This is a genomic window from Streptomyces sp. NPDC049813 (assembly GCF_044465085.1).
Lineage (GTDB): Bacteria > Actinomycetota > Actinomycetes > Streptomycetales > Streptomycetaceae > Streptomyces.
Window position 1 is genome coordinate 437547 of the sequence record NZ_JBITLI010000002.1, and the last position, 20038, is coordinate 457584.

Below are 20038 nucleotides of genomic sequence, written 5' to 3' on the forward strand. Positions count from 1 at the left end.
TGACTACTGAGTAACCTTACTCCGAAGTAAATTTACGACCGCGCAGGGAGTTGGACAATGGCCGATCGCTATCTGCACTTCACCGGCACGGCCCCCGGCCGCTTCCTGACCCGCCGCCTGGGTCTGCCGCAACCCGCGCCCCTGCGCCGCCGCACCGCGGAACACCCCGTATTCGAGGGTCAGTTGCTGCACTTCACGGCGGGCCCCTCCACCCACCGCGCGGAGCTGTCGCGGCTCCTTGCGCGCACCGGCCTCCAGGTCCGCGGCTCGGTCTCCGGCCGCGCGCAACCCCAGCACCCGGTCGGCGTCGTCGTGGACGCCACCGCCGTCGACGACCTGGAGCGGCTCGCCGAGGTGCACGCCGCCCTGCACCCGGTCGTCCGTTCGGTCGCCGCGAGCGGCCGCGTGATCGTGCTCGGCGCCCCGCTCTCCCCCGACGACCACCACCAGGCCGCGGCACAGCAGGCCCTCGAAGGGTTCGTCCGCTCCCTCGGCAAGGAGATCGGGCGCGGCCGCACGGTGAACCTCGTGCGCGTCGCCGGAGCGGTGGCCGCCGCCGAGACGACGCTGCGCTTCCTGCTCTCGCCGCGCTCCGCCTACGTCAGCGGCCAGGTCATGGAGGTCGGCGCCACGGAGGAGGAGCCGGCGCTCCCCGCGGAGTGGACGCGGCCGCTCGCCGGGCGGACCGCCCTGGTCACCGGCGCCGCGCGCGGCATCGGCGAGGCCGTCGCCGAGACCCTCGTACGCGACGGGGCGCAGGTCGTGCTCCTCGACGTGCCGTCCGCCGAGGCGGAGCTGGCCGCGGTCGCCGAGCGGCTGGGCGGGCGGGCGCTGCCGCTGGACATCACGGCCGAGGACGCGGGCGAGCGCATCGCCGAGTTCACCTCGGCCTCCGGCGGGCTCGACGTCGTCGTCCACAACGCCGGCATCACACGCGACCGGCGCCTCGCCAACATGGACGCGGCGCGGTGGCGCGCGGTCCTGGAGGTCAACCTCGCGAGCGTGCTGCGCACCACCGACACCCTGCTGAAGGCGGGCGCCGTGCGGCGCGGCGGCGCCATCGTCACCACGGCCTCCATCGCGGGCATCGCGGGCAACACCGGGCAGACCAACTACGCTGCGAGCAAGGCCGGCGTCATCGGGCTCGTCCGGGCCCTCGCCCCGCACGCGCTCGCCGAGCACGGCGTCACCGTGAACGCGGTGGCCCCCGGCTTCATCGAGACGAAGATGACGGCCGCCGTCCCGCTCGTCATCCGCGAGGCCGGCCGACGGATGAACTCCCTCGGCCAGGGCGGACTGCCGGTGGACGTCGCCGAGACCACGGCGTGGCTGGCCTGTGCGGGTTCCGGCGCGGTGAACGGGCAAGTGGTCCGGGTGTGCGGACAGAGCCTGCTCGGAGCCTGACCGCCCCCGGACCCACCGGGGACCCGGCCCGGCACACCCGGACCCGCCGGGGACCCAGCCCGGACCCGCCGGGCACCCAGCCCGGCACACCCGGACCCGCCGGGGACCCTGCCCGGACCCGCCGGGCACCCAGCCCGGCACACCCGGACCCGCCGGGGACCCAGCCTGCCACACCCGGGCCCCGGACCCACCGGAAACCCGGCCCGGCACACCCGCCCCTCTGGCCCCACCGGGAACCGGCCCGCCGCGCCCGGACCCGCCGAGCCCCGCCCGCACCGTCACCTCCGCGCCCACCGAGCCCGCCCCGCACCGGCCCCGTCCCCGTCCTCGCCTCCGTCCCCACCCCCAGGACCCGACATGAGCGCACCCCGCACCGTCACCCTCACCTCCCCGCCGTCGCTGCTGCCCCTCATGGCCCGCGGCGCCCTGCTGTCCCCCCTGAAGCGGCCCCGGCCCGGCGCGACGCCGCCCGCGACCCGGCTCGTCCAGCCCGGCCTGCGGATCTCGCAGCGCCACCTCGCCGCGTACGAACGCGTCTGCGCCTTCCCGACCGGGCGGGCCGAGCTGCCCGTCACCTACCCGCACGTCCTGGGCTTCCCCGCGGCCATGCGGCTGATGTCGGAGCGGGCGTTCCCGCTCCCGCTGCTCGGGCTCGTCCACACCTCGATCGACCTCACCCAGCACCGGGACCTGTCCCCCGCCGACCCGTACGAACTGGCCGTGCGGGTCACGGAGTTGCGGCCGCACCGGCGCGGCACCGAAGCCGTCGTCAGCACCGAGCTGCGCACCGCCGACGAGCCCGTCTGGCAGTCCACCAGCACCTACCTGGCCCGCCACCGGACGGCGGCCCCGGCCGCGAAGGCCGCCGCCCCCGCACCGGTCGCACCGGTCGCACCGCTGCCCGCGCTCGCCGAGTGGACCCTGCACGGCGATCTCGGCCGCCGCTACGCCGCCGCGTCCGGCGACCGCAACCCGATCCACCTGCACCCGCTCACCGCCCGCGCCCTCGGCTTCCCGCGCGCCATCGCCCACGGCATGTGGACGGTCGCCCGCTGCCTGGCCCAGTACGGCGCGAGCGGCCCCGTCCACGTCCACGCCCGGTTCCAGGCACCCGTCCTGCTGCCCGGCGCCGTCACCTACGCCGCCGAGGGCCCGGCCTTCGAACTGCGGGCCGCCCGCGGCGAGCGGGTGCACGTCCGCGGGGAGGTACGCACGCCGGGCGCCGCCTGACCCGGGCCCGGCCCAGGACCCGGCCGGGCTCAGGGCTGCACCGAACCCGGCCCGGCTCGGCCCGGTTCAGGCCTGGTGAGCCGGCCAGCGCCGCCCCTCCATCAGGTTCCCCAGGCCCGACCACGCGAAGTTCATCATCGTCGTGGCGGCCTCCTTCGCCGAGACGGCCGGGTCCGCGTTGGCCCACCCGGCGAGCGCCTCCGCCGCGCCGACCAGGGCCTGCGCGAGCCCCGCGACCTCCCGCTCGGCCGGGCCCGGCTCCTGCCCCGCCTCCCCGGCCGCCGCCGCGATCAGGGAGGTCACGAACGCCACGATCTCCGCGCGCGCGAGCCCCACCTCGGCGACGAACGGCTCCCCGCCCGAACGCGCCTGACTGTGCAGCACCGCCCACCCCTCGGGGCGCTCCGCGGTGTGCGCGAAGAACGCGGTGAGCCCGTCCCACAACTGCCGGTCCGCGGGCACGTCCCGGCGCACCCCCGCCCGCACGGCCGCGATCAGTGCCCGCGCCTCCCGCCGGATGCAGGCGGTGAACAGCTCTTCCTTCGAGTTCAGATACAGGTACACCAGCGGCTTGGACACCCCGGCGAACTCGGCGATCTCGTCCATCGACGCCGCCCGGTAGCCCCGCTCCCCGAACACCCGCACCGCGGCGTCCAGCATCTGCCGCTCCCGCTCGGCCCGCGGCATCCGCCCCCTGGGCCGCGCCCGCCCCCCGGCCTCGCCGCGCTGCCGCCCCACGTCGCCGCCCACCCCAGCCACCTCTCCGCCACACACCTTGCCGCGCTCACCCTACGCAGCACCCCCGCACCCCGGGTACGACCGTGCCCCGCCCCCGGGATGCGGGGGGCGGGGCACGGCGGTGTCCGGGCCGGGGGACGTCAGGCGGCGGTCGTCACGGCCACCGGCTGCGGCTCGTCCACCGGGGAGGAGGACGCGTTGTCGTAGGCCTCGTGGTCGAGGATCTTCTCGCGGGCGGAGACGATCACCGGCACGAGGGCTTGACCCGCGACGTTCGTGGCCGTCCGCATCATGTCCAGGATCGGGTCGATCGCGAGGAGCAGGCCGACGCCCTCCATCGGCAGGCCGAGCGTGGACAGCGTCAGGGTCAGCATGACGGTGGCGCCGGTGAGGCCCGCCGTGGCGGCGGAGCCGACCACGGAGACGAAGGCGATGAGCAGGTAGTCACCGAGGCCGAGGTCGATGTCGAAGATCTGCGCGACGAAGATCGCGGCGATCGCCGGGTAGATCGCGGCGCAGCCGTCCATCTTGGTCGTGGAGCCGAAGGGGACCGCGAAGGAGGCGTACTCCTTCGGGACGCCGAGGCGCTCGGTGACCTTCTGGGTCAGCGGCATGGTGCCGACCGAGGAGCGGGAGACGAAGGCGAGCTGGATCGCGGGCCAGGCGCCCTTGAAGAACTGCATCGGGTTGAGCTTGGCGACGGTCGCGAGCAGCAGCGGGTAGACGCCGAAGAGGACCAGGGCGCAGCCGACGTAGATGTCGGCGGTGAAGGTCGCGTACTTGCTGATGAGGTCCCAGCCGTACGTGGCGATGGCGTAGCCGATGAGGCCGACGGTGCCGAGCGGCGCCAGCTTGATGACCCACCACAGGGCCTTCTGGAGCAGTTCGAGGATCGACTCGGAGAGCGTGAGGATCGGCTTGGCCTTCTCGCCGATCTGCAGGACGGCGATGCCGGCGACGACGGCCATGAAGACGATCTGCAGCACGTTCAGGTCGGTGAACGGCGTGATGACGTCGGTGGGGATGATGCCGGTGAGGAAGTCGAGCCAGGAGCCCGCGTGGTCCGGCTTGGCGCCGTCCTTCGGGGTGAGGCCGGTGCCCGCGCCCGGGTTGGTGACCAGGCCGATGACGAGGCCGATGGCGACCGCGATCAGCGAGGTGATCATGAACCAGAGCAGGGTGCGGGTGGCGAGCCGCGCCGCGTTGTTGACCTTGCGCAGGTTGGTGATGGACACCAGGATCGCGAAGAAGACGAGCGGCGCGACGGCCAGCTTCAGCAGCTGGATGAAGATGCCGCCGACCTTCTCCAGGGTGGTGACGAGCCAGGAGATGTCCTGGCTGCGGGCGAGCCAGCCGAGCAGCACGCCGAGGACGAGGCCGCCCAGGATCTGCGCCCAGAAGGGGATCTTCGGTATGCGGAAGCCGGACTTCGGCTCGGCCGGCGCGGGGTCGGCGGGGGTGGTGTTCGCGGACACGGAGGCACTCCAGTGAAGGACACGCGGGGACAAGGCGGAGGGCGTACGAGACGTACGGGAGCGGCGACCGTGTGACGGGGTCGGCGGCGCCGCTGCATCGGGGGTGGCGCGTCAGGCGCGACAGGCCGCGGACATGCAGCGGCAGAGATCGACGTGCAGGCGCGCCACGAGCGAGACGCCCAGGGCTGTGCGGTGCGTGGCCGATGTCTTCATGTCAGGAACGTTAACACCAGCACTTTGGGAACATCAAAGGGGTTCTTGGGGGCAGGCGCGCGGCTCTTATGCCCCCAAAGCCGCATGTTCCTTGAGAACACAGGCGCCCCCGGCGCCACTGGGGCGCCGGGGGCGGTGTCTGCTGTGAGGTACGTTACGCGCGCTGGGCGCGGGCGGCGTCGTCCGCCTCGTCCTCCATGGTGCGGTTGGCGTCCATGTTGGCCTTGGCGCGGTCCACGCGGGCGACGATCTTCTCGGAGGCCCGGTCGCGCTCGCCGCGCAGCAGCACGAAGCTGAGCGGGGCGGAGATCACCAGGGCGAGCAGGGCGATCCACAGGTAGTTGGAGCCGCCGAGGCCGCGCGGGACGAGGCCGGTGGCGACGAGACCCCAGACGACGAGGAAGCAGCCCGCGAAGACTCCGAGGCGCATCAGCGTGTAGCGGAGCATCTCAATCCACTCTTCCGTAGCGATCTGTTGCGAAATGGTCCTCCCAGTGAAGCACGGGCGCGCCGCGCTCCGGAGGGAGGGGGGTTCACACCCGCATGGGCTGCGGCGAGTCCCGGCGGGCCGGGTCGGGGCCCTCGTACTCGCGGATGATCTCGTAGCGCGTGTTGCGCTCGACGGGCTGGAAGCCGGCGTCGCGGATGAGGTCGAGCAGGTCCTCGCGGGTCAGCTTGGCCGGCGTGCCGTAGTTGTCCGCGTCGTGCGTGATCTTGTACTCGACGACCGAGCCGTCCATGTCGTCGGCGCCGTGCTGGAGCGCGAGCTGCGTGGTGTGCAGGCCGTGCATGACCCAGAAGCACTTGACGTGCGGCACGTTGTCGAAGAGCAGGCGGGAGACCGCGAAGGTCTTCAGGGCCTCCGCGCCCGTGGCCATCGTGGTGCGGGCCTGGAGGCGGTTCCTGACCTTGCCGTCCTTCATGTCGACGAAGTCGTGCTGGTAGCGCAGCGGGATGAAGACCTGGAAGCCGCCGGTCTCGTCCTGCAGTTCACGCAGGCGCAGCACGTGGTCGACGCGGTGGCGCGGCTCCTCGATGTGCCCGTAGAGCATCGTGGAGGGGGTCTTGAGCCCCTTCTCGTGCGCGAGGCGGTGGATGCGCGACCAGTCCTCCCAGTGGGTGTCGTGGTCGACGATGTGCTGCCGGACCTCCCAGTCGAAGATCTCCGCGCCGCCGCCGGTCAGCGACTCCAGGCCCGCCTCGATCAGCTCGTCGAGGATCTCGGAGGCGGTGAGGCCGGAGATCTTCTCGAAGTGGTGGATCTCGGTGGCGGTGAAGGCCTTGAGGCCGACGTCCGGCAGTGCTTCCTTGAGGGCCTTCAGGGAGCGCGGGTAGTAGCGCCACGGCAGGTTGGGGTGCAGGCCGTTGACGATGTGCAGCTCGGTGAGGTGCTCCGACTCCATCGCCTTGGCGAGCTTGACGGCCTCTTCGATGCGCATCGTGTACGCGTCCTTCTCGCCCGGCTTGCGCTGGAACGAGCAGTAGGCGCACGAGGCGGTGCAGACGTTAGTCATGTTGAGGTGGCGGTTGACGTTGAAGTGCACGACGTCGCCGTTCTTGCGCGTGCGCACCTCGTGGGCGAGGCCGCCGAGCCAGGCCAGGTCGTCCGACTCGTAGAGCGCGATGCCGTCCTCGCGGGACAGCCGCTCGCCGTCCCTGACCTTCTGCTCCAGCTCGCGCTTGAGCCCTGCGTCCATGCCCGTACCTCTCCTCACCAACACGCCCCGTGAATCCGCTCCACCGTACGCCCACCCTGTGACAGGGCCGCGCTCACACCTCTTCGGGCAGTTCGCCCACCCTGTTCTCCCACTTCGTGGAGAGCACGATGGTGGTGCGGGTCCGGGAGACGCCCTTGGTGCCGCTGAGCCGGCGGATCGTCTTCTCCAGGCCGTCGACGTCGCCGACGCGCACCTTGAGCATGTAGGAGTCGTCGCCCGCGATGAACCAGCAGTCCTCGATCTCGTGCAGGTCCTTCAGGCGGCGCGCGACGTCCTCGTGGTCCGCGGCGTCGGAGAGCGAGATGCCGATGAGGGCGGTCACGCCGAGGCCGAGCGAGGCGGAGTCGACGGTGGCGCGGTAGCCGGTGATGACACCGGCCGCCTCCAGGCGGTTGATGCGGTCCGTGACGCTCGGCCCGGACAGGCCGACGAGACGGCCCAACTCCGCATACGAGGCGCGGCCGTTCTCGCGCAGGGCCTGGATGAGCTGCCTGTCCACGGCGTCCATAGGTCCGAAGCCTTTCATTATTCAGCGTTGACGCGAGTTTACGTGTAGAATTTAAGGCCTGCGGGGGGAACGCCCCGCAAAATCTAAAGCTCAACCGCCGGATCAGCGACGATCCATCGACTCACAGGAGTGTTGTCACCGTGTTCACGATCGACATGGCGTACGCCCGCATGCGCGAGATGCAGGCCGAGGCCGTTCGTTCCCGTGTCCACCAGTCCGCCACCGCCGGGCGCCGTGCGGCCAAGAAGTCCGCCGCCCGCGCCAAGAAGCGCTAGACACCCCGGGAGCCTCCCCCCAGCTCTCCCTCCCAACGGCGGTACAGCGCGTGCGGCACTCCCGCCGCGTCCAGCGCCCGCCCCGCGACGAAGTCCACCAGATCCTGGATGTGCGTCGCGCCCGCGTAGAACGCCGGAGAGGCGGGCAGCACCACCGCGCCCGCCTCGTCCAGCGTCACCAGATGCCGCAGCGTCTGCCCGTTCAGCGGCGTCTCCCGGACCGCGACCACCAGCCTGCGCCCCTCCTTGAGCGTCACGCTCGCCGCGCGCTGGAGCAGGTCCTTGGACAGACCGAGCGCCACGCCCGCCACGCACGCCGTCGAGGCGGGCACGATGATCATGCCTTTGACCGGGTACGAACCCGAGGACGGGCCCGCCGCGAGATCACCGGCCGGCCAGTGCCGCACCCCGCTCAGGTCGATGTCCCCGAACGTGTCCGGCTTGCCGTCGGCGCCCCGCGCCAGCCACTGCGCCAGGTCCTCGCGCCAGTGCGCGTCCCGGAACGCGATGCCCGTCTCGTCGAGCAGCGTGAGCCGCGAGGCCCGCGAGACGACCAGGTCGACGGCCTCGCCCGCGGCAAGCAGCGCGCGCAGCACGGAGGCGGCGTACGGGGTCCCTGATGCGCCGGACACCCCGACCACCCAGGGCCTGCGGCTCGGTGCGTTAACGTGCTCCACACCACGAGCCTATCCGGCGCCCCGGCAGGGGAACTTGAGCAGGGGCCGTGGTCGTTCTTCCCGCGAGGTCGCCGCGCGACGGCGGGCCCATGGGGGTGGGGGCTGAGATGACGCAGAGCACGAGCACGGTACGCGGACCGGCGCGGGGCGGCCGGGCACTGGCCGCGGGCAAGCTGATGGCCGGGTGGGTCGCCCTGCTGTGGCTGCTCGAAGCGGTCGACACGGCCTCGGGCCACGCGCTGGACCGCTTCGGCATCGAGCCGCGCGACCCCGCCGAGCTGGTCGACGTCGTCCCGGCGTCCTTCATCCACTTCGGCTTCGACCACGTCGCGGCGAACTCGCTGCCGCTGCTGGTCCTGGGCTTCGTCGCGGCCCTGTCCGGGGTGCGCCGCTTCCTGCTGGCCTGCGCCCTCATCGTGGTCGCGGACGGGCTCGGGGTGTGGCTGGTGGCCCCGGCCCACTCGAACACGGCGGGCGCGTCGGGCCTGATCTTCGGCCTGTTCGGGTTCGTCGTGCTCAGCGGCTTCGTCGAGCGCAGACCGCTGGGCATCGTCGTCGGCGTGCTCATCGCCGCCTACTGGGGCACCACCATCCTGGCGGGCCTCTCCCCCGCCAACGAGGGGGTGAGCTGGCAGGGCCACCTCATCGGCCTCGTCGCGGGCGTGGCGGCGGCCTTCGTCGTCCGCCGCCGCCCGCAGCCGCCCCGGCCCGGTCCGCCGCGCTGAGCCACCAGCACCGGGGCGCGGGGCAGGCAGGCCCCGCGCCCCGGTCCTGGTGGGCCGGACCCCCGTAGCGGCTGAGTACGTGGCTGAGTACGCCGACGCATGCGGTGCCCGCCCGGGCCGGACCAGAGTGAGGCCATGAAGGTCCGACATCTGGTGCTGTGCGGGGCGGTCGTCGCCGCCTCCCTCGTCCTGGTCCACGCCCTCGGCGTGCCCGCCCAGACCCTGCTGCTGGCCGCCGCGGCGACGGTCTGCCTGCTGTGGCTGGTGCTGCTGCTCACCGTGCCCTGGAACCTCTACTTCCGCGCCCGTTCCGTCGTCCACGAGGCCCGGATCAGCCGCGAGCGTGGGCTCGACGTCCCCGCCGACCGGGACGCCGAAGCCGCCCGGATCGCCGCCGTGATGCTGCGCCTCGCGGTCGCCGCACACCTGGTCACCGGCTCCGGCACGGTCCTCGCCGCCTGGGCCACGGGACGCACGGCCGGCTACTGGCTGGCCGGCCTCTACCTGCTGAGCACCCTCTTCCGGCCCGCCGGCGCCTACTTCGGCGCCCTGCGCAGCCGGCTCACCACGCTCCACGGCGAGGTGCGCTTCCCGCGCGACGACGTCGTCGCCGTGCGCACCGCCGTCACCGCGCTCCAGAAGGGCGCGGCCGTCCAGGAGGAGAAGGCCGAGGAGACCTACCGGACCCTGGCCGCCCTGCGCACCTCCGTCGACGCCGTCGGGCTCTCCGCGCACGGCCGCGCGGAGAGCGTCGAAGCACGCTTCGACGCCCTCAGCCGCGAGTTCGAGTCGGTGGTGCACCGGCTGACGGACAACCAGGAGATCATCGCCGGGCTCCGCGCCTTCCTGCGTCTGCTGCGGGCCGGGGACGGGCCCCCGGCGGGCACGACGGTCACACCGTGAGGCCGCGCACCAGCAGGTCCAGCAGCGCGCACGCGAACAGCGCCATCCCGATGAATCCGTTGACCTGGAAGAACGCCCGGTTCAGCCGGGACAGGTCGTGCGGCTTCACGATCGTGTGCTCGTACAGGAACGCGCCCGCGACGATGACCAGGCCGACCCAGAAGAAGGTGCCGGCGCCGGTGGCCAGCGCGTACCAGACGAACAGGGCCGTGGTGAGGGTGTGGCAGCCGCGGGCGCCCCAGATGGCGGCGGGGATGCCGAACCGGGCGGGCACCGACATGACGCCGACCTCGCGGTCGGTCTCCACGTCCTGGCAGGCGTAGATCAGGTCGAAGCCGCCGATCCAGATGCCGACCGCGAGGCCGAGGATCACCGCGTCCCAGGACCAGGAGCCGGTGATCGCGATCCACGCGCCGATCGGGCCCATCGCCTGCGCGAGCCCGAGGATGGCCTGCGGGAAGTTGGTGAACCGCTTGCCGTACGGGTAGACCACCATCGGGATCACCGCGATGGGGGCGAGCGCCAGGCAGAGCGGGTTCAGGAGCGCGGCCGACGCCAGGAAGATCACCAGCGCGATCAGCGCGCCGGTCCACGCGGACTTCACCGACACCGCGCCCGTGACGAGTTCGCGGTGCTTGGTGCGCGGGTTGCGGGCGTCGATCTCCCGGTCGATGATCCGGTTCGCCGCCATCGCGAACGTGCGCAGGCCCACCATGCAGATGGTCACCAGGAGCAGCCGCCCCCAGTGGATGTTCCCGTCCAGCTCGAACATCGCGGTCAGCGCCGCGGTGTAGGCGAACGGCAGCGCGAACACCGAGTGCTCGATCATGACCAGGCGCAGGAACGCCTTGGTGCGGCCCGGCTGCTGCGGGATCGCGGCGGATGCTGAGCTCACGAGAGTCCGTACTCCTTCCAGCGGCGGTCCACCAGGGCCGCCGTTCGGGGGTCGGAGACGACCATCTCGGGCCAGCCGCCGTCCCGCGTGTAGCCCTCCTCGGGCCACTTCCTCGTCGCGTCGATGCCCGCCTTGCCGCCCCAGAACTGCTGGTAGGAGGCGTGGTCGAGGTGGTCCACGGGGCCCTCGGCGACCGTCAGGTCCCGCGCGTAGTCCGTGTTGCCGAGCGCCCGCCACGAGACTTCATGAAGATCGTGGACGTCGCAATCGGAGTCGACGACGACGATCAGCTTGGTCAGCGACATCATGTGCGCGCCCCAGATCGCGTGCATCACCTTCTGGGCGTGCTTGGGGTACTTCTTGTCGATCGAGACGATCGCGCAGTTGTGGAAGCCGCCCGACTCCGGCAGGTGGTAGTCGACGATGTCCGGGACGATCACCTTGAGCAGGGGCAGGAAGAAGCGCTCGGTGGCCCGGCCCAGCGGCCCGTCCTCGGTCGGCGGGCGGCCGACGACGATCGACTGGAGCAGCGGGCGCCTGCGCATCGTCAGGCAGTCGATGGTGAGCGCCGGGAAGGGCTCCTGCGGCGTGTAGAAGCCCGTGTGGTCGCCGAACGGCCCCTCGGGCAGCATCTCGCCGGGCTCCAGCCAGCCCTCGATGACGACCTCGGCGTTGGCCGGGACCTGGAGCGGGACCGTCTTGCAGTCGACCATCTCGACGCGCTTGCCCTGGAGAAAGCCGGCCAGCATGTACTCGTCCATGTCGCCGGGGAGCGGCGCCGTGGACGCGTACGTGACCGCGGGCGGGCAGCCGAAGGCGATGGCCACGGGCAGCTTCTCGCCCTTGCGGGCCGCCACTTGGTAGTGGTTGCGGCTGTCCTTGTGGATCTGCCAGTGCATGCCGATGGTGCGCTTGTCGTGCCGCTGGAGCCGGTACAGGCCGAGGTTGCGGACGCCGGACTCCGGGTCCTTGGTGTGCGTCAGCCCCAGGTTGAAGAAGGAGCCGCCGTCCTCGGGCCAGGTGAACAGCGCAGGGAGCTTGTCGAGGTCCACGTCGTCGCCGCGCAGGACGACCTCCTGCACCGGCGCGTCCTTCACCTTGCGCGGCGGTACGTGGGTCATCGCGCCGAGCTTGCCGAACGCCTCGCGGATGCCGACGAAGCCCTGCGGCAGCTCGGGCTTGAGCAGGCCGCCGATCTTGTCGCTGATGTCGCTGTACGCCTTGAGGCCGAGCGCCTTCAGGAGCCTGCGGTCCGTCCCGTACACGTTCATCGCGAGGGGCATCGCGGAGCCCTTCACGTTCTCGAAGAGCAGGGCCGGGCCGCCGGACTTCTGGACGCGGTCGACGATCTCACCGACCTCCAGGTGCGGGTCGACCTCGGCCTTGATGCGCAGCAGGTCGCCCTCGCGCTCCAGCGCCCGGAGCAGGGAGCGAAGATCGTCGTAAGCCATGTCCTTCAGTTTGTCATCCCCGGGGACCGATCTTGCCGCGGGCCGGGGTACGCGGCGGCGGGCGACGGCGCCCGCCCCGCCGGGCCGGCCGGTCCCGCGCAGTCAGGCGCTACCCTGGCCCCCGCCTTCGCGCACCCAGCGAATCCGTCACACGTCCCGGGGGGCCGTCACCGTCATGCTCAGGTATCTGCCGTTCCTCTTGGTCCTGGCCCTGTGGATCTACGCGTTCATCGACTGCCTGAACACCCCCGAGGAGGAGGTGCGCGGGCTGCCGAAGGTGGTGTGGGTCATCGTGATCCTGCTCTTCGGCGAGGTCCTCGTCGGGCCCGTCGCCTGGCTCGTCGCCGGGAAACGGCGGCAGGCGCCCGCCGGGGGGCCGGGCCCGTCCGCGTGGCCCCGCGGGCGCAGGGCCGCGTTCGTCGCGCCCGACGACAATCCGGAGTTCCTGGCCTCCCTCGCCGACTCCGGCTCGCCTTCCGACTCCGGGTCCCCCTCCGATTCGGGCTCTCCCGCGGGTTCCGGGGCCGGGTCCAGCTCCGGGTCCGGTGCCAAGGGCGCCCGGGACGAGCATGACGACGAGCGGGACGGGCGCGAGCGGCGCGAGGGCGAGCAGGACTAGCAGGACCAGGCCTGAGCCCGGGTGGCTCGGGGGCGGGCCCGGGTGGGCTCGTGCCGTGCCGCACACTGGTTGCGGAACGTTTCCCTCCGCACCCCTTGAAGGCCATGTCCAGACCCCCGCACGACCCGGCGCCCGACGTGGCCACCGGCCCGGAGAAGCTCATCGCCGTCGAGGAGCACGGCGCGGAACCCGTCCCGCACGAGCGGCGGCACGGCCGGCCCCGGCAACTGCTGTGGACCTGGGCCTCCCCCCAGGTCGGTTTCGCCACCGTCTTCATCGGCGTGCTCTCCGTCACCGCCTTCGGCCTCCCCTTCCCGCAGGCGGTCGCCGCGCTCGTGCTGGGCGCCGGGCTCGGTTCCGTGGCGCACGGGTTGCTCTCCACGGACGGCCCGCGGTTCGGCGTCCCGCAGATGGTCATCGGCCGGCTCTCCTTCGGCCACCGCGGCAACGCCCTGCCCTCCGCCGTGAACGCGCTGGTCTCCGGCGTCGGCTGGTTCGCCGTCAACACCGTCGGCGGCGCCCTCGCCCTGAACTCGCTCACCGGCCTGCCCCCGCTGCCCAGCCTGCTGGCCCTCGTCGTCCTCGAGATCGTCATCGGGTACGTGGGCCATGACCTCGTGCACCGCTTCGAGCGCTACGCCTTTCCCGTCCTGGCCGTGATCTTCCTGCTCGCCGGGGCCTGGATCCTGCGGGGCGCCGACCTCGGTGGCGCGGGGAGCGCCGGGAGCGGGGGCGGGGTCGGCGGGTTCGGGGGCTTCATGCTCGCCTTCAGCGCCGTGTTCGGCTTCACCGCGGGCTGGAACCCGTGCGCCTCCGACTACGCCCGCTACCTCCCCGCCTCCACCCCGCCCCGGGCCACCGCCTGGTACTCGGGGCTCGGCCTGTTCGTCTCCATCGCCGTCGTCTCCGTGATCGGCGCGGCCTCCGGCACGCTCGCCGCGCCCGCGGGGGCCAGCCCCACCGACGCGTTCACCGGGCAGCTCCCCGGGTGGCTCGGCGACCTCACGCTGGTCGCCATCATCCTCGGCGCCATGGCCGCCGCCACCCTGAACGTCTACTCGGCGGCCGTCTCCCTCTCCTCCCTCGCGCTGCCGCTGCCCGGCCGGATGGGCCGCGCCTCGCTCGTCGCCCTCGTCGGCGCGGTCGGCACGGCCGCCGGGTGGGCCTCGCTCGCCGACGCGGGGCACGCCTTCGAGAACTTCCTGCTCGTCATCGCCTACTGGATCGCGCCCTGGCTCGGGGTCGTCCTCATGGAGCGGGCGCTGCGTGTCCTTCCCGGCGACGTGCTCGCCGGGCGGCTCCAGGACCGGTCCTTCCGCAATGCCGCCGGGCCGGTCGCCCTGCTCGCCGGCATCGCCGTGTCGGTGCCGCTCTTCTCCAACCAGGCCGTCTTCGTCGGGCTCGTGCCGCGGGTCTGGCCCGGCGTGGGCGATCTGACGTGTCCCGTCGGGTTCGGGCTCGGCGCGCTGCTGTACGCGCTGCTGTCCGCGTCGCTGCGGCGGCGCGCCCGCACCATCTCCGCTGTCTAGGAAAGGCTCGTACGTCATGGAACTCGATCTCGCCCGCACCTGGCTCGCCACCGCCGTGGCGGAGGCGAAGGCCGGTCTCGCCGAGGGGGGCATCCCGATCGGCGCCGCGCTGTACTCGGCCGACGGCACGGTCCTGGGGCGCGGGCACAACCGGCGGGTGCAGGACGCGGATCCGTCGGTGCACGGGGAGACCGACGCGTTCCGGGCGGCGGGGCGGCAGCGGTCGTACCGGGGTACGACGATGGTGACCACGCTCAGCCCCTGCTGGTACTGCTCCGGGCTTGTCCGGCAGTTCGGCATCTCCCGGGTCGTCATCGGGGAGGCGCGGACGTTCCACGGCGGGCACGACTGGCTGGCCGAGCACGGGGTCGAGGTCGTGCTGCTCGACGATGCGGAGTGCGTGGGCATGATGACGGACTTCATCACGGCGAAGCCGCAGCTTTGGACCGAGGACATCGGGGACATCGGGGACATCGGGGACATCGGCGAGTAGCCCGCTGCCCCGCCCCGCCCGCCTTGGGCAATCTGCCTCCCCCAGACTCCGTCCGGGGGGACCCCCAGGGCGGCAGGGTGGGCAAGGCGGCACCCCAGCGCCGGACGCGCTGTCCAACAGAGCCCCGCGGCAACGCCGCTCCCGCCAACCAAAAGGCCGGGGGCCGGTTCGCGGGATGCGAACCAGCCCCCGGCCGGGCGGAGTGAAGGGCTAGACGCCGGCGTACGAGTGCTTGCCGGTGACGAAGATGTTCACGCCGTAGTAGTTGAAGATCCAGCAGCCGAAGGCGATGAGGGCCAGGTAGGCGGCCTTCCGCCCCTTCCAGCCGGCCGTGGCCCGCGCATGCAGATACGCGGCATAGGCGACCCAGGTGATGAAGGACCAGGTCTCCTTGGGGTCCCACCCCCAGTACCGCCCCCACGCGTCCCCGGCCCAGATCGACCCCGCGATGATCGTGAAGGTCCAGAGCGGGAAGAGCGCCGCGTTCACCCGGTAGGAGAACTTGTCCAGCGTCGACGAGGCGGGCAGCCGCTCCAGGACGGAGGTGGCGAACCGGCCCGGCGTGCCACCGCCGGCGAGCTTGTTCTCGTAGGAGTCCTTGAAGAGGTAGAGGACCGTGCCGACGCCGGCGACGTAGAAGCAGGCACCGCAGAAGATCGCCGTCGAGACGTGGATGTACAGCCAGTACGAGTGGAGGGCGGGAACCAACTGGTCGCTGGCGGTGTACAAGACAGTGACAGCGAGGCCGAGGTCGAGGAGGACCGTGGTGACCAGCGGAAGCCCCAGCCAGCGGACGTTCTTCTTCAGCGCGAGCAGCGCGAGGTACACACCGACGGCGACGGTGGAGAAGGTGAGGTTGAACTCGTACATGTTGCCCCACGGCGCACGCTGCACCGACAGGGCCCGGGTGAGGACCCCGGCGAACTCGACGAGGAAGGCGAGCGCGGTGAGCGAGATGGCGATACGCCCGTAGAGGTCGCCCTGCTCGTCCCCGCCGGAGGCGCCCGGCCCGTCGGGCACGTCGCGGGCTCCGGCGACGGCCCGGGTGACGACCTTCGGCCGTTCCAGGACGGCGGTCCCGCCGTTCTTCTGCTTCACCTGGACCTGCACCGCGGCGCCGGCGTCGGCGGCCCCGGCCTTCCCGGTGAGGGCGGCGGCGGTGCGGCCGACCTTGCTGCGGCTGCCGAAGATCCACTCGGCCATGTTCGCGAAGAACGCCAGCAGATACACGGCCATGGACGAGTAGATGAGGACGTTACTCGTATGCGCCAGGGATTCGTTGGTTGCGGCGGCGAGAGTCACTTCTCAGCCCCTTCGGCGGCGGGTACAGCAGTGGATGGTTCGGATGGATCGGGGGTCTCGGCGGAGTCGGGGGCGGTGGGGGCCTGCGGGTGCAGCAGGGCGACCAGGCCGGCCAGTTCGTCGGGCAGGCGGGCGGACTCGCTGCGGCCGAGGCCGGCCAGCTCGACGACGGTCACGCCGTCGGGGCCTGCGACGGCGCGCACCCAGACGCGGCGGCGCTGGATGAAGAGCGAGCCGGCCAGACCGAAGATCGCGCAGATCGCCCCGCCCAGCGCCCAGCCGTCAGCGGGCTGGTGGGAGATCTGGAAGGTGACCCATTCCTTGATGTCCTTGTCGAAGGTGATGGAGCCCGCCCCGTTCGGCAGCTTCATCGTCTCGCCCGGCAGCAGGCGCGCCTTGAGCGCCTGGCCCTTCGAGTCCTTGAACGTCTTCAGATGGGAGGTGTCCAGTTGGTACACGTTCTGCGGCAGTCCCGCGTCCACCCCGAGGTCGCCGTGCATCGCGTTGAGTGCGAGGACGGGGAAGTCGAGCGCGGGGAACTGGGAGAACATCGTGCCCTTGCCGGCGCCCGCGAAGGTCGGCACGAACCAGGCGCTGAAGCCGAGCTGCTCCTTCTTGCCCTTGGCGTCGCGGTAGCCGTCCATCACCTTGATCGCGCCCTGCGAGGAGATGTTGGAGTCGATCGGCAGCATCGGCACGGCCTGCTGGGAGACGACCTTGCCCTTGCCGTCGCGCACGGTGACGTTGACGGCGTAGCCGTGGCCGTTGAGGAAGATCTTGGTGCCGTCGATGTCCAGCGGGTGGTTGGACTCGATGGCGGTCTTCTTGGCGGTGTCCCCGGTGCCCTCGTTGTAGCTGACGTCGGCCCGGAAGGTGCGGGGGGTGCCCTTCTCCGGTCCGGTGCGCGCGTAGGTCGCGGTGAACTTGTCGAGGGTGAAGCTGAACGGCGACAGGTCGCGGTCGCTGTCGAAGAGGTTGCCGGACTTGAAGTCGTCGTACTGCGGCAGCACGTTCGAGAAGCCTTCGCCCTCGACGACGAGCTTGCCGCCTTCGAACTTGAAGAGCTGCCCCCAGGCGAAGGCGATCAGCATCACGATCAGCGCGATGTGGAAGGCGAGATTGCCCACCTCACGCAGGTAGCCCTTCTCGGCGGCGACCGCGTTGCCGGCGAGGTGGGCGCGGTAGCGGCGCTTCTTCATCAGCGCGAGCGCCGCGGTGCGCACCTGCTCGGGCTCGGTGCCGGTGCGCCAGGTCGCGTAGGCGGGCAGCCGGTCGAGCCGTTTGGGGGCGCCCGGCGGCCGGCCGCGCAGCTGGCCGACGAACTGCCAGGTGCGCGGCACGATGCAGCCGATGAGGGAGACGAACAGCAGGATGTAGATCGCGGAGAACCACACCGAGCTGTAGACGTGGAAGAGGCCGAGCTTCTCGTAGAGCGGCCCGAGCGTGGTGTGCGCCTTCTGGAAGTCCTCGACCTTGAGCGGGTCGGTCCCGGCCTGCGGGATCAGCGAGCCGGGGATGGCGCCGAGCGAGAGCAGGAACAGCAGGATCAGCGCGACCCGCATCGAGGTCAGCTGCCGCCAGAACCAGCGGATCCAGCCGATCACGCCGAGCCGCGGCAGGTTCGGGCTCTGGTCCTCGACCGGGGCGGTGCTCAGCTGGGCTCCGGCGTCCTGCTCGGTGGTCTCCGAGCTGTCCGGGGTGTGCGTCTTGCTCATAAGTCAGATTCCCACCTGGAAGCCGGTGGACCAGGTCCGCATCTGCTCCACGAGGCTGTCCCAGGCACCCGTGAGCAGGAGGACTCCGGTCAGGATCATCATGATGCCGCCGACGCGCATCACCCATGCATAGTGCTTCTTGACCCAGCCGAAGGCACCGAGCGCCTTGCGGAAGGCGATCGCGGCGAGCACGAAGGGCACCCCGAGGCCGAGGCAGTACGCGACCGTCAGTATGGCCCCGCGCCCGGCGCTGCCCTGGTCCTGGGACAGGATGATCACGGAGCCGAGGGTCGGGCCGATGCACGGCGTCCAGCCGATCCCGAACAGGGCGCCGAGCAGTGGGGCGCCGACCAGCCCGGCGGCGGGCTTGCGATGGATGCGGAACTCCCGCTGGGTCATCCAGGGCATCAGCCCCATGAAGAAGACGCCCATGAGGATCATGAGTCCGCCGAGCACCTTGTTCAGGACGTCCTGGTACTCCTGGAGCGTCTGCCCGAAGAAGCCGAAGAGCGCGCCGCCGGAGACGAAGACCGCGGTGAAGCCGAGGACGAACAGGGAGGCGCCCGCCACCATGCGGCCCCGCCGCTGCTCCATCAGGTCGGTGCCGGTGACGCCGGTGACGTAGGAGAGGTAGCCGGGCACCAGGGGCAGGACGCACGGCGAGAAGAAGGAGACCAGGCCGCCGATGAGGGCCACGGGGATGGCGAGGAGGAGCGCGCCGCTCAGGATGGTGCTGTTCTGGTCGCCGGGGGCGGCGAGCGTGACAAGCGTGGGGGACACCGTCGCTCACTTCTCCGGGCGCGGGGTCGCGGAGGTGCGCGGGGTGCGGCGGGCGGCACTCATGTGAAAAGTTTCGCATGTCTGGTCAGGGGATCTTCCGCACCCCCCTCATGTACGGAAAAGCCCATTTCAGGAAGGGTTTTCCGACGGTTTCGCGAGGAAGGCGCGCCACCCTCCGGCGGGCCGCTGACCGACGTCGAGCGTCCGGAGCCGGTCGAGCACCTTCGGGTCCTGGGCGTCCATCCAGTCGACGTACTGCCGGAAGGAGACGAGGCGGACGTCGCCGTGCTTCTCGGCGGTGCGGGCGATGTGCTTGAGCGCGTTCTCCACGGCGTCCATGTAGATGCCGCCGTTCCACTCCTCGAAGTGGTTGCCGATGAAGAACGGCGCCCGGTTCGTCTCGTAGGCCCGCTGGAAGCCCGCGACGTACGCCTCGGTGGCCTGGGTGCGCCAGCCCGGGTAGTTGTGGGCGGGTGCCCGGGTGGAGCTGAGGGACTGGTTGGCGAGCATGTTGTAGTCCATCGACAGCACTTCGAAGCTGTGCCCGGGGAAGGGGACGGCCTGCAGCGGCAGGTCCCAGACGCCCTGCTTCTTGTCGGGCCAGCGCTGCCGGCCGCCGGGCGAGGAGGCGTCGTAGCGCCAGCCCAGATCGCGGGCGGTGGGCAGCAGGTTCTCCTGGCCGAGCAGGCAGGGGGTGCGGCCGCCGATGAGTTCCTTGTCGTAGTCGAAGGGCAGCGAGGGCAGGTCGTGCCAGCCGGAGTTGGTCCGCCACTGCTTGACGAAGGAGGTGGCCTGGTCGATCTCGCTGCGCCACTGCCGCGGCGTCCAGTTCGCGACGGTGCCGGTGCCGGAGCAGAAGTGCCCGTTGAAGTGCGTGCCTATCTCGTGGCCGTCGAGCCAGGCCTGGCGGACATGGGTGAGGGTCGCCTTGATGTGCTCGTCGGTGAGGTAGCCGATGTCGGAGGCGCCCACCGGGTTGTTCGGCCCGTGGTAGAGCCGCTTCTTCGACTCGGGCAGCAGGTACAGGCCCGAGAGGAAGAAGGTCATGTGCGCGCCGTGGTCCTTGGCGAGGTCGAGGAAGCGGGGGAACAGTCCGTTGCCCACCTCGCCCGCGCCGTCCCAGGAGAAGACCACGAACTGCGGGGGCCGCTGCCCCGGTTCGAGCCGCTCGGGCGCCGGGGGCTGGTGCGGCTGCGTGCCGGTGTACGAGGTCGAGCCGTCCCCGATCGGGCGGGCGGCGGGCCGCTCGGGCCGGTGCGCGGCGCCGTGCCCGCCGGGCGCGACGGTCCGGGGGCCGCCGCCCGATCCGCAGCCGGCGAGCGCCGCCGCGGCCGCCGTCCCGGCTCCCAGGCCGAGAAGTCCCCTACGACTGACATCGCGCATTCCGT

Annotated in this window: 20 protein-coding genes; 8 read left to right on the forward strand and 12 right to left on the reverse strand. The window is 71.7% G+C overall.

Annotated elements, in window-relative coordinates; all coding sequences use genetic code 11:
* Nucleotides 1-57: 57 nt before the first annotated feature.
* On the forward strand, nt 58-1404 hold the full coding sequence (locus ACIBW6_RS06085; protein ID WP_399057116.1) for a 3-oxoacyl-ACP reductase: 1347 nt from the start codon (nt 58-60) through the stop codon (nt 1402-1404).
* A 357-nt stretch (nt 1405-1761) separates the two neighbouring features.
* Nucleotides 1762-2634 carry a MaoC family dehydratase gene (locus tag ACIBW6_RS06090; protein WP_399057118.1) on the forward strand — a complete coding sequence of 291 codons (873 nt, stop codon included), beginning with the start codon at nt 1762-1764 and terminating at the stop codon, nt 2632-2634.
* 66 nt (nt 2635-2700) lie between these two features.
* On the opposite strand, the gene ACIBW6_RS06095 is transcribed toward ACIBW6_RS06090, so the two are convergent.
* The 5 genes from ACIBW6_RS06095 to ACIBW6_RS06115 all read right to left on the reverse strand — a co-directional run bounded on the left by ACIBW6_RS06095 (nt 2701) and on the right by ACIBW6_RS06115 (nt 7286).
* Nucleotides 2701-3321, reverse strand: a complete 621-nt coding sequence (locus ACIBW6_RS06095; protein WP_399057695.1) for a TetR/AcrR family transcriptional regulator — start codon at nt 3319-3321, stop codon at nt 2701-2703.
* A 191-nt stretch (nt 3322-3512) separates the two neighbouring features.
* The gene (locus ACIBW6_RS06100) at nt 3513-4847 is read right to left on the reverse strand and encodes a dicarboxylate/amino acid:cation symporter (protein WP_399057120.1); all 1335 of its coding nucleotides are present in this window, start codon (nt 4845-4847) and stop codon (nt 3513-3515) included.
* Between the two features lie 367 nt (nt 4848-5214).
* Nucleotides 5215-5508 (reverse strand): DUF4229 domain-containing protein, encoded by a 294-nt coding sequence (locus ACIBW6_RS06105; protein WP_399057122.1) that lies wholly within the window; start codon nt 5506-5508, stop codon nt 5215-5217.
* Between the two features lie 85 nt (nt 5509-5593).
* Nucleotides 5594-6757 (reverse strand): aminofutalosine synthase MqnE, encoded by a 1164-nt coding sequence (gene mqnE / locus ACIBW6_RS06110; RefSeq protein WP_399057124.1) that lies wholly within the window; start codon nt 6755-6757, stop codon nt 5594-5596.
* A gap of 73 nt (nt 6758-6830) precedes the next feature.
* Nucleotides 6831-7286 (reverse strand): Lrp/AsnC family transcriptional regulator, encoded by a 456-nt coding sequence (locus ACIBW6_RS06115; RefSeq protein ID WP_324776280.1) that lies wholly within the window; start codon nt 7284-7286, stop codon nt 6831-6833.
* A 140-nt stretch (nt 7287-7426) separates the two neighbouring features.
* Here ACIBW6_RS06115 and ACIBW6_RS06120 point away from each other — a divergent pair, with 140 nt between their 5' ends.
* The gene (locus ACIBW6_RS06120) at nt 7427-7561 is read left to right on the forward strand and encodes a hypothetical protein (protein ID WP_399057127.1); all 135 of its coding nucleotides are present in this window, start codon (nt 7427-7429) and stop codon (nt 7559-7561) included.
* Here the strand turns inward: ACIBW6_RS06120 and ACIBW6_RS06125 are convergent.
* Nucleotides 7558-8238, reverse strand: coding sequence for a UbiX family flavin prenyltransferase (locus tag ACIBW6_RS06125; protein ID WP_399057129.1), 681 nt, complete (start codon nt 8236-8238; stop codon nt 7558-7560). The two genes, ACIBW6_RS06120 and ACIBW6_RS06125, sit on opposite strands and share 4 nt — an antisense overlap.
* Nucleotides 8239-8345: 107 nt before the next feature.
* On the opposite strand from ACIBW6_RS06125, the gene ACIBW6_RS06130 reads away from it, so the two are divergent.
* Nucleotides 8346-8963, forward strand: a complete 618-nt coding sequence (locus ACIBW6_RS06130; protein ID WP_399057131.1) for a rhomboid family intramembrane serine protease — start codon at nt 8346-8348, stop codon at nt 8961-8963.
* Nucleotides 8964-9098: 135 nt separating this feature from the next.
* Entirely contained in the window at nt 9099-9866 is a 768-nt protein-coding gene (locus tag ACIBW6_RS06135) for a hypothetical protein (RefSeq protein ID WP_399057133.1), read from the forward strand.
* Here ACIBW6_RS06135 and mqnP read toward each other — a convergent pair.
* On the reverse strand, nt 9856-10761 hold the full coding sequence (mqnP, locus tag ACIBW6_RS06140; protein ID WP_399057135.1) for a menaquinone biosynthesis prenyltransferase MqnP: 906 nt from the start codon (nt 10759-10761) through the stop codon (nt 9856-9858). The two genes, ACIBW6_RS06135 and mqnP, sit on opposite strands and share 11 nt — an antisense overlap.
* On the reverse strand, nt 10758-12212 hold the full coding sequence (locus ACIBW6_RS06145) for a menaquinone biosynthesis decarboxylase (RefSeq protein WP_399057137.1): 1455 nt from the start codon (nt 12210-12212) through the stop codon (nt 10758-10760). Before ACIBW6_RS06145 ends, mqnP begins: the two co-directional genes overlap by 4 nt.
* 175 nt (nt 12213-12387) lie before the next feature.
* Between ACIBW6_RS06145 and ACIBW6_RS06150 the strand changes: the two genes are divergently transcribed.
* The 3 genes from ACIBW6_RS06150 to ACIBW6_RS06160 all read left to right on the forward strand — a co-directional run bounded on the left by ACIBW6_RS06150 (nt 12388) and on the right by ACIBW6_RS06160 (nt 14853).
* Nucleotides 12388-12831: a PLD nuclease N-terminal domain-containing protein gene (locus tag ACIBW6_RS06150; RefSeq protein ID WP_399057139.1), complete on the forward strand. Its 444-nt coding sequence runs from the start codon at nt 12388-12390 to the stop codon at nt 12829-12831.
* A 104-nt stretch (nt 12832-12935) separates the two neighbouring features.
* Nucleotides 12936-14360 carry a purine-cytosine permease family protein gene (locus tag ACIBW6_RS06155; protein WP_399057141.1) on the forward strand — a complete coding sequence of 475 codons (1425 nt, stop codon included), beginning with the start codon at nt 12936-12938 and terminating at the stop codon, nt 14358-14360.
* A gap of 16 nt (nt 14361-14376) precedes the next feature.
* On the forward strand, nt 14377-14853 hold the full coding sequence (locus ACIBW6_RS06160) for a nucleoside deaminase (RefSeq protein WP_399057143.1): 477 nt from the start codon (nt 14377-14379) through the stop codon (nt 14851-14853).
* Between the two features lie 210 nt (nt 14854-15063).
* On the opposite strand, the gene ccsB is transcribed toward ACIBW6_RS06160, so the two are convergent.
* The 4 genes from ccsB to ACIBW6_RS06180 form a co-directional block, all read right to left on the reverse strand.
* Nucleotides 15064-16155, reverse strand: a complete 1092-nt coding sequence (gene ccsB / locus ACIBW6_RS06165) for a c-type cytochrome biogenesis protein CcsB (protein WP_399057145.1) — start codon at nt 16153-16155, stop codon at nt 15064-15066.
* The gene (locus ACIBW6_RS06170; protein WP_399057147.1) at nt 16152-17870 is read right to left on the reverse strand and encodes a cytochrome c biogenesis protein ResB; all 1719 of its coding nucleotides are present in this window, start codon (nt 17868-17870) and stop codon (nt 16152-16154) included. The genes ccsB and ACIBW6_RS06170 overlap by 4 nt, the downstream gene beginning before the upstream one ends.
* Nucleotides 17871-17873: 3 nt before the next feature.
* Nucleotides 17874-18650: a cytochrome c biogenesis CcdA family protein gene (locus ACIBW6_RS06175; RefSeq protein ID WP_399057149.1), complete on the reverse strand. Its 777-nt coding sequence runs from the start codon at nt 18648-18650 to the stop codon at nt 17874-17876.
* Between the two features lie 129 nt (nt 18651-18779).
* On the reverse strand, nt 18780-20033 hold the full coding sequence (locus tag ACIBW6_RS06180; protein ID WP_399057151.1) for a hypothetical protein: 1254 nt from the start codon (nt 20031-20033) through the stop codon (nt 18780-18782).
* Nucleotides 20034-20038: the final 5 nt, after the last annotated feature.

Coding starts and splice junctions, on each gene's coding strand:
- ACIBW6_RS06155 (WP_399057141.1), top strand. CDS start 12,936: ATGTCCAGACCCCCGCACGACCCGGCGCCCGACGTGGCCACCGGCCCG.
- ACIBW6_RS06130 (WP_399057131.1), top strand. CDS start 8,346: ATGACGCAGAGCACGAGCACGGTACGCGGACCGGCGCGGGGCGGCCGG.
- mqnE (WP_399057124.1), bottom strand. CDS start 6,757: ATGGACGCAGGGCTCAAGCGCGAGCTGGAGCAGAAGGTCAGGGACGGC.
- ACIBW6_RS06160 (WP_399057143.1), top strand. CDS start 14,377: ATGGAACTCGATCTCGCCCGCACCTGGCTCGCCACCGCCGTGGCGGAG.
- ACIBW6_RS06180 (WP_399057151.1), bottom strand. CDS start 20,033: ATGCGCGATGTCAGTCGTAGGGGACTTCTCGGCCTGGGAGCCGGGACG.
- ACIBW6_RS06115 (WP_324776280.1), bottom strand. CDS start 7,286: ATGGACGCCGTGGACAGGCAGCTCATCCAGGCCCTGCGCGAGAACGGC.
- ACIBW6_RS06105 (WP_399057122.1), bottom strand. CDS start 5,508: ATGCTCCGCTACACGCTGATGCGCCTCGGAGTCTTCGCGGGCTGCTTC.
- ACIBW6_RS06145 (WP_399057137.1), bottom strand. CDS start 12,212: ATGGCTTACGACGATCTTCGCTCCCTGCTCCGGGCGCTGGAGCGCGAG.
- ACIBW6_RS06095 (WP_399057695.1), bottom strand. CDS start 3,321: ATGCCGCGGGCCGAGCGGGAGCGGCAGATGCTGGACGCCGCGGTGCGG.
- ACIBW6_RS06150 (WP_399057139.1), top strand. CDS start 12,388: ATGCTCAGGTATCTGCCGTTCCTCTTGGTCCTGGCCCTGTGGATCTAC.
- ACIBW6_RS06170 (WP_399057147.1), bottom strand. CDS start 17,870: ATGAGCAAGACGCACACCCCGGACAGCTCGGAGACCACCGAGCAGGAC.
- ACIBW6_RS06090 (WP_399057118.1), top strand. CDS start 1,762: ATGAGCGCACCCCGCACCGTCACCCTCACCTCCCCGCCGTCGCTGCTG.
- ACIBW6_RS06135 (WP_399057133.1), top strand. CDS start 9,099: ATGAAGGTCCGACATCTGGTGCTGTGCGGGGCGGTCGTCGCCGCCTCC.
- ACIBW6_RS06085 (WP_399057116.1), top strand. CDS start 58: ATGGCCGATCGCTATCTGCACTTCACCGGCACGGCCCCCGGCCGCTTC.